At 62.0% G+C, this 6,842-nt stretch carries 6 protein-coding genes and 1 pseudogene; 6 read left to right on the forward strand and 1 reads right to left on the reverse strand.

The window, feature by feature from the left end:
- Positions 1-11 precede the first annotated feature (11 nt).
- Positions 12-863, forward strand: coding sequence for an alpha/beta fold hydrolase (locus B2V17_RS14175; protein WP_240960223.1), 852 nt, complete (start codon positions 12-14; stop codon positions 861-863).
- Positions 860-1,252, forward strand: a complete 393-nt coding sequence (locus tag B2V17_RS14180) for a PaaI family thioesterase (RefSeq protein WP_169495422.1) — start codon at positions 860-862, stop codon at positions 1,250-1,252. The genes B2V17_RS14175 and B2V17_RS14180 overlap by 4 nt, the downstream gene beginning before the upstream one ends.
- A 28-nt stretch (positions 1,253-1,280) precedes the next feature.
- On the opposite strand, the gene B2V17_RS14185 is transcribed toward B2V17_RS14180, so the two are convergent.
- Positions 1,281-1,745 (reverse strand): MarR family winged helix-turn-helix transcriptional regulator, encoded by a 465-nt coding sequence (locus B2V17_RS14185; RefSeq protein WP_169495421.1) that lies wholly within the window; start codon positions 1,743-1,745, stop codon positions 1,281-1,283.
- Between the two features lie 92 nt (positions 1,746-1,837).
- Here B2V17_RS14185 and B2V17_RS14190 point away from each other — a divergent pair, with 92 nt between their 5' ends.
- The 4 genes and pseudogenes from B2V17_RS14190 to B2V17_RS14205 form a co-directional block, all read left to right on the forward strand.
- Complete coding sequence (locus B2V17_RS14190; RefSeq protein ID WP_292998785.1) at positions 1,838-3,325, forward strand: efflux transporter outer membrane subunit; 1,488 nt, start codon at positions 1,838-1,840, stop codon at positions 3,323-3,325.
- Positions 3,322-4,467 carry an EmrA/EmrK family multidrug efflux transporter periplasmic adaptor subunit gene (locus B2V17_RS14195; protein ID WP_292998787.1) on the forward strand — a complete coding sequence of 382 codons (1,146 nt, stop codon included), beginning with the start codon at positions 3,322-3,324 and terminating at the stop codon, positions 4,465-4,467. Before B2V17_RS14190 ends, B2V17_RS14195 begins: the two co-directional genes overlap by 4 nt.
- A gap of 6 nt (positions 4,468-4,473) precedes the next feature.
- The gene (locus B2V17_RS14200; RefSeq protein ID WP_292970588.1) at positions 4,474-6,003 is read left to right on the forward strand and encodes a DHA2 family efflux MFS transporter permease subunit; all 1,530 of its coding nucleotides are present in this window, start codon (positions 4,474-4,476) and stop codon (positions 6,001-6,003) included.
- 633 nt (positions 6,004-6,636) lie between these two features.
- Positions 6,637-6,842, forward strand: a pseudogene (locus B2V17_RS14205) (hypothetical protein); the annotation flags it as partial.

A 6,842-nucleotide genomic window follows, 5' to 3' on the forward strand; every position in this document is an offset into this window, starting at 1 on the left:
ACGCCATGCACATGACGTTTGACGGAAGCGGCGGCATCTCCATCGCGGCAAGCCTTGTCGGCGATGGTCATGGTCGGCCGTCCGTATTACTGGCGCATGGCGGAGGGCAAACCCGGCGCACCTGGCGCAAGACGATGCAGCAATTGGCGGAGCACGGCTATCGCTCGGTGGCGATCGACATGCGCGGTCATGGCGAGAGTGGCTGGGCCACCCCCGGTAGATACCGCTTTGCCGATTTCGGCAAGGATATCCTCGCGGTCTGCGACAAGCTGAACCAGCGGCCGCATGTCATCGGCGCATCGCTTGGCGGATTGGCGGCGCTGGTGGCGGAAGGGGCGGTGCGACCGGGTAGCTTTGCGTCGCTGACGCTGGTCGATGTCACTCCGGATATGGACCCGGAGGGTGTTTCACGAATTGTCGGCTTCATGAACGCCCATGTGGAGCGCGGCTTCGCGTCATACGACGAAGCCGCAGAGGCGATCGCGGACTATATGCCGAACCGCGAGAAGCGCGGCGCCAGCGAGGGCCTGAAGAGCTATCTCCGTCTCGACCCGGACCAGCGTTATCGTTGGCATTGGGATCCCGGCTTTCTGAGCGGGATGACCGGGCGGCGCGAACAGGACTATGCCCAAGCCCAGGCGGCGGCAAGCGTCCTCTCGCTACCGGTCCACCTGGTGCGGGGCGGATCGAGCGACCTGATTTCCATGGAGGCTGCGAAGCGGTTCTGCGCGATGGTGCCTGGCGCGCGCTTCACCGACGTCTCGGGCGCTGGACATATGGTTGTCGGCGACGACAACGACGTGTTCAGCAGGGCCATCATCGAATTCCTCGAAAGCCAGTCCGAACCGGAGACGATTGCATGACGCTGGAAGAGCTCAACCGCGCCCTGCTGGTCGCGCCGTTTCACCGCTGGCTGAACTTGCGGATGGTCGAAGCTGACGCAGAGCACATCCTGATCGAAATGCCATGGCGGGACGAGATGATCTCCAACCCCACGCTCCCGTCGATGCACGGTGGAATTCTCGCCTCGTTGATCGATCTGACGGGATTCTATGCAGTCCTGGCCTCAGGAAACATGTGCAAATCCACAGCCGACCTGAGGGTCGATTACCATCGGGCAGCGAGCCGCCAGACGCTTCATGCCGAAGGGCGGCTGATCAAGGCCGGGAAATCGCTAAGCGTTGCCGACGTGCGCATTCACGACGAGGCCGGGACGCTGGTCGCCAGCGGTCGCGGGGCCTACAATATGTAACGGGCATTGTTGCCAGCCCAAACCGACTTCAGTCCGGGTCTAGACCACTGATATTGGCTACCATCCTGGAGAGCGTGGAGCGCATTTGGTCGATGTCCTCAAGGGGGACGTTGCGGAGCAATTCCAGATATAGTCGATCGGCGGCCTTACGCACCGAGGGGAGGATTTCGATTGCTTTCGGCAAGGGGTGCAAGGTCCAAACCCGCCGGTCTCCCCCGGCCGCGCGACGTTCAGCAAGGCCTGCCGCTTCGAGCTGATCGACGATATGGCCCACTGAAGCCCGTTCGAGATCCAGTTGTCGCGCGAGCATGGTCTGGTTCAAGCCGGGCGTGCGCATGATATACGACAGCGCCCGCCATTGCGGAGTGGTCATGTCGAACGCGGCCATCGAAACCGTAAACATGCGCCTGAGTCGGCGGGGAACCTCCTCGATCAGGAATATCAACTCATCCGCTTCGGTAACAAACCGTTCGTGCTGCGCCGCGTCAGACATGCGACATCTGATAGCGCATCTACGTGATCGTTTAAAGCATTATTGTTGCAAGACAGATTGTAAATATTTTTACTACCTGCTATCGACGCGCCGTGACCCTATCTACCGAGCAACCAAAACCCAAGTCGAAGACAAGCCATACCATGCGCGTGGCTGGCATCGCTCTGCCGTTGATGCTGGTCGCCTGCGTTGCGGTCCCCGATGCTGGGGTTCGGCCCGCGATGCACACCCCCGATACAATCGAGGTATCGCAGACACTCGCCGCGCGCGGCAACACCGCCTGGCCGCCAGATCAATGGTGGCGTCTGGCCGGCGATCCGCAGTTGACCGCGCTGATCGAGGAAGGTCTTGCCAACTCGCCCCAGGTCGCTGTGGCCGTAGCCCGGATCAAGCGGGCCGAATCCGAAGCGCAAAGGGCTGGAGCCGCACGACTGCCATCGCTTGGTGCCGAGGCGGAAGGGGGCTTGCGGCGTCAAAGCGGTAACAACGGCCTCCCCGCGCAATTCCTGCCCGATGGCTGGAAAGACTACGGTCAGGCCTCGCTGACATTCGGATTCGACCTAGACCTGTGGGGGCGCAACCGCGCCGCCCATGCAGCGGCGACCTCGGAGGCCCGCGCGGCGGTGGTCGATGCCGCGCAAGCCCGGCTCGTGCTGTCGGTCGCGATCACCGCCGCCTATGCCGAACTGGGCCGATTCTACCGCGAATACGACAATGCTGCGTCGATACTCGCCAATCGCCGGTCGACGCGAGACCTTGTCGCCCAGCGCCACGGCAGCGGGCTCGACAACCTGGCGAGCCTGCGCCGCGCCGATGCCGAAGTCGCCCTCGCCGAACAGGACCTCGCGGCGATCTCCGAGAACATCGGTTTCCGCCGCAACCAGCTTGCCGCGCTGGTCGGTGCCGGGCCGGACCGCGGTCAATCGATCACCCGCCCGCCGCTTGCACCCTCCACTCCTTCTGGAGTTCCGGCGGGCATCAATACCGATCTGCTGGGCCGCCGTCCCGACATCGTCGCGGCGCGCGAACGGGTCGAAGCGGCGGCAAGCAAGGTAAAGGTCGCGCGCGCCGGCTTCTTTCCTTCGATCAACCTCAGGGCGCTGGTCGGCTTGCAGGCGCTGGGGCTCGGCAATCTGGTCGATTCCGGGTCGCTGTTCGGCAACGTCGGTCCCGCAATCAGCCTGCCAATCTTTCAGGGCGGTGCCCTCAAGGCGCAATACGGCGGCGCCTGGGCGGCCTATGACGAGGCAGTCGCGAACTACAACCAGACGGTGGTCACCGCTTTTCAGCAGGTCGCTGATGCTGTCACCCAGCGCGACGCCGCGGACAAGAGGCTTGCAGCTGCCCGAACTGCGCTGACCGCCAGCGAGGACGCCCTGGCATTGGTCCGTCGTCGCTACGAGGCGGGCCTTTCCAGCTATCTCGACGTACTCGCCAACGAACGCAGCGTCCATGACCTGCGGCTCGTGGTGATTGGGCTTGAGACATACGAAAGGGGCGCGACGCTCGCGATGATCCGGGCGTTGGGTGGCGGCTTCGATACCGCCGCCGCCCGGCCAACAGGACAGACAGGCCAATGACCGAACCAGCAACCGAATTGCCAGCGATCGATCCCGAACTCTCCGCTGCGCGCAAGGGAACGCGCAGAAAGTGGCTAAAGCGGCTGGCGATCGCTCTTGGAGTGGTGGGTCTTGCCTGGGCTGCATGGTACCTGCTGGTTACGCGAAACCATGTCGGCACCGATAACGCCTATGTGAATGCACAGATCGCACAGGTCACGCCGCTGGTCGCGGGATCGGCGATCGAGGTTCTAGTAGAAGATACGCAGCAGGTGAAGGCAGGGGACGTGCTGGTCCGGCTCGACCAGGCCAATGCGAAGATTGCCGTAGCGCAGGCCCAGGCCGACCTCGCCGCTGCCCGCCGCCGTTTCGGTCAGGCGGTTGCGACCAACGGTGCCCTGTCGGCGCAGATCGACACGTCGAGCGCGGCTATTGTCCAAGCGCAGGCGCGATTGCGCAGCGCCCAGGCCGAGTTCGACAAGGCCAGGATCGATCTTCAGCGTCGCGAGACACTGGTTGCCAGCGGAGCCGTGTCTGGCGAAGAAGTCACCCAAGCACGTAGGACCTTTGCCACCGCCAGCGCTGCACTCGATGCCGCTCGCGGTGGGATATCGGAGGTCAGTTCGGCCCGCCGCGTTGCCCAGGGCCAGTTCGCGGCCAACGATGCACTGGTGCGCGGCTCAAACATCGACACCGATCCCGCTGTGCAAGCTGCCGCGGCGCGGCTCGACTCGGCGCGGCTCGATCTTGAACGCACCGAAATCCGGGCGCCCGTTTCGGGGGTGGTGAGCCGTCTGCAAATTCAGGTCGGGCAACGACTGAACCCAGGACAGATCATCATGACCATCGTCCCGGTCGACAAGCTCTATGTCGATGCGAACTTCAGGGAGAGCCAGCTGCGCCGCGTCCGCATCGGCATGCCCGTCACTCTGACCTCGGGCCTTTACGGTGGCGACGTTGTTTATCATGGCAAGATCACCGGCTTTGCTGGCGGAACCGGATCGTCAATGGCGGTTATTCCGGCCCAGAACGCCACCGGCAACTGGATCAAGACTGTCCAGCGTCTCCCGGTGCGGATCGAACTCGATCCTGCCGAGCTACGGAAACATCCCTTGCGCGTCGGGCTGTCGATGGAAGTCGAGATCGATGTTTCTCGAAGGTAAGGCACGATGAGTAGCGCCAAACCCGAAAGCGCTGGCATTGCCCCGTCGCGGCAATTGGCCGCCGGGCTGGTGCTGGCGCTGGCCAATTTCATGGTCATTCTCGACCTGACCATCGCCAATGTCTCGATCCCGCATGTCGCTGGCAGCCTCGGGATCACGCTTGAGCAAGGGGCCTGGATCATCACCTCTTACGCGGTAGCTGAAGCGATCTGCGTTCCCTTGACCGGGTGGATCGCGGGACGCTTCGGTTCGGTGCGCACCTTCGTCGTCAGCATGGTCGGCTTCGGCATTCTTTCCTTCTTGTGCGGTATTTCAATCACAATGGGGATGCTGGTTGCATGCCGGATCGGCCAGGGGATCTTCGGCGCGTTCCTGATGCCCTTGTCGCAGACGCTGCTCCTGAAGGTCTTTCCGCCGGAAAAGCGCAACATGGCTTTGGGCATGTGGGCTGTCACACTGTTGATGGGGCCAGCTCTTGGCCCGATGATCGGAGGCTACCTTACCGAGAACTACAGCTGGCATTGGATATTCCTGATCAACGTGCCCGTTGCGATCCTTTGTATTGGCGTGGGTATCGTGTTGCTGAAGCCCGTCGAAACCGATCGGCAGACCCAGCCCATCGATTTCATCGGACTCGCCCTGCTGGTCCTTTGGGTGGGTTGCCTGCAACTCGTGCTGGACCTTGGCCGCAACCATGACTGGTTCGCCGATCCGATGATCGTCGCGCTATCGATCACCTCCTTTGTCTGTCTTCTGCTCTTCGTTATCTGGGAGCTAGGCGAAGATCACCCGATTGTCGATTTGCGGGTGTTCAGACACCGGGGGTTCAGCGTCAGCCTGACAGTGCTGTCGCTCGCATTTGCTGGCTATTTCGCGGGTTTTGTCATTGTCCCCCAGTGGCAACAGGCCTGGCTCGGATTCCCGGCGACTTCAGCGGGATTGTCGTCATCTTTCTCCGCCACCGGCGCACTGTTTACAGCGCCACTGGCGGCCTTCTTGATGAGTCGCCTCGACCCCCGCCTGTTGGTCTCGGGCGGTATCGCCTGGATTGCGGCGACGACGCTCGTCCGAACGACCTGGACGACGGACGCCGATTTCTGGACTCTCAGCATTCTGCAGTTGGTTCAGGGCTTGGGGGTGACCTTCATGATGCTTCCGCTCATGTCGCTCACCCTCAACACCGTCGATGACAATGAAGTGGCGTCGGCTGCCGGCCTTCAGAGCTTTATGCGGACCATCGCAACGGCGGTAGCGACCTCGATAACGCTCTCCTACTGGGCCGACACGCAGCGCCTGGCGCGGAGCGATGCCGTCGGAGCGATGCAACCGGAAGCCGTGCAGGATAGCTTGACCGGACTCGGGTTTCCGCCCGATCAGGTGCGGCAGATTCTCAGCAACATGGTCGATCTCGAAGCGACAACCCTGGCGCTCATCCATACCTTCTGGGCCACCAGCGCCATCCTGCTCTTCGCCGCCGCTCTCATCTGGCTCGCTCCACGCCCGACTAGATCGGGCGGGATGCCGCTGGGGCACTGATCCAGTGCGCGGCTGCAATGTCTTCCGTTCCAGGGTCGTCACCAGAGCCGACAGAAGACTCCCCCTTGGCAGAGCCGAAAGCGCTGCGTTCCAACTACGCCAATCGTGCAAGAGCGCGATGTCGATTGTATCAAGGCAAGCAACCGTCAATTTGGAGACTTTCGCAACCCTGTCCTGCTAACGTAGAGAGTCTGCATGCTTGGCCATTATGCGGCTTCTGATTGCAGTTCGCACACCCAACCGGTTACTGATGGGCCGTAGTCGTAGATTTCCATTGCGTAGTTAGTCGTCGGCTTGTCGGCTGGATTGACAGTAGTAAAGGGGCGCGCCTAAATTGGGTTTCGCGCAACCCCATCTGCACAGCACGCCATCGAAAGGCGTGACGTGAAGCGTTTCATAATTTTTGCAGCCACCGCTGTGCTCGGGCTTCAGTCCCATGCACGTGAAGTGGCCGTCGAGGACTTCTCCCAGCTTAGGCTGAAAGACGGCAATGCAGCTGATCCAAGCCCCTTAGAGCTTCCCCCCGAGCCAGTTGCAGACGTGGCCAGTGTCCCCCGTCAGCACCAATGGCACAGATTTGACGTTGTGATTTAAGGAGTGTTGGGGCTTCGTCGTAGTGACGAAGGAACGAAGATGAAGTCCCAACACTCCTTGAAAAAATCGCCGGTAAAGGCTCCTGCTGAGCGGGTCGTGAAGGACATTCGGCGGCAGACCCGTCGCCATTTCTCGGCCGAAGACAAGATCCGCATCGTGCTCGATGGGCTGCGCGGCGAGGACAGCATTGCTGAGCTGTGCCGCAAGGAAGGCATCGCGCAGAGTGGCCTGCTGCCGGTTTGGCG

The sequence above is a fragment of the Novosphingobium sp. UBA6272 genome (assembly GCF_002440635.1).
Taxonomy (GTDB): Bacteria; Pseudomonadota; Alphaproteobacteria; order Sphingomonadales; family Sphingomonadaceae; genus Novosphingobium.

Coding starts and splice junctions, on each gene's coding strand:
- B2V17_RS14200 (WP_292970588.1), top strand. CDS start 4,474: ATGAGTAGCGCCAAACCCGAAAGCGCTGGCATTGCCCCGTCGCGGCAA.
- B2V17_RS14175 (WP_240960223.1), top strand. CDS start 12: ATGACGTTTGACGGAAGCGGCGGCATCTCCATCGCGGCAAGCCTTGTC.
- B2V17_RS14195 (WP_292998787.1), top strand. CDS start 3,322: ATGACCGAACCAGCAACCGAATTGCCAGCGATCGATCCCGAACTCTCC.
- B2V17_RS14185 (WP_169495421.1), bottom strand. CDS start 1,745: ATGTCTGACGCGGCGCAGCACGAACGGTTTGTTACCGAAGCGGATGAG.
- B2V17_RS14180 (WP_169495422.1), top strand. CDS start 860: ATGACGCTGGAAGAGCTCAACCGCGCCCTGCTGGTCGCGCCGTTTCAC.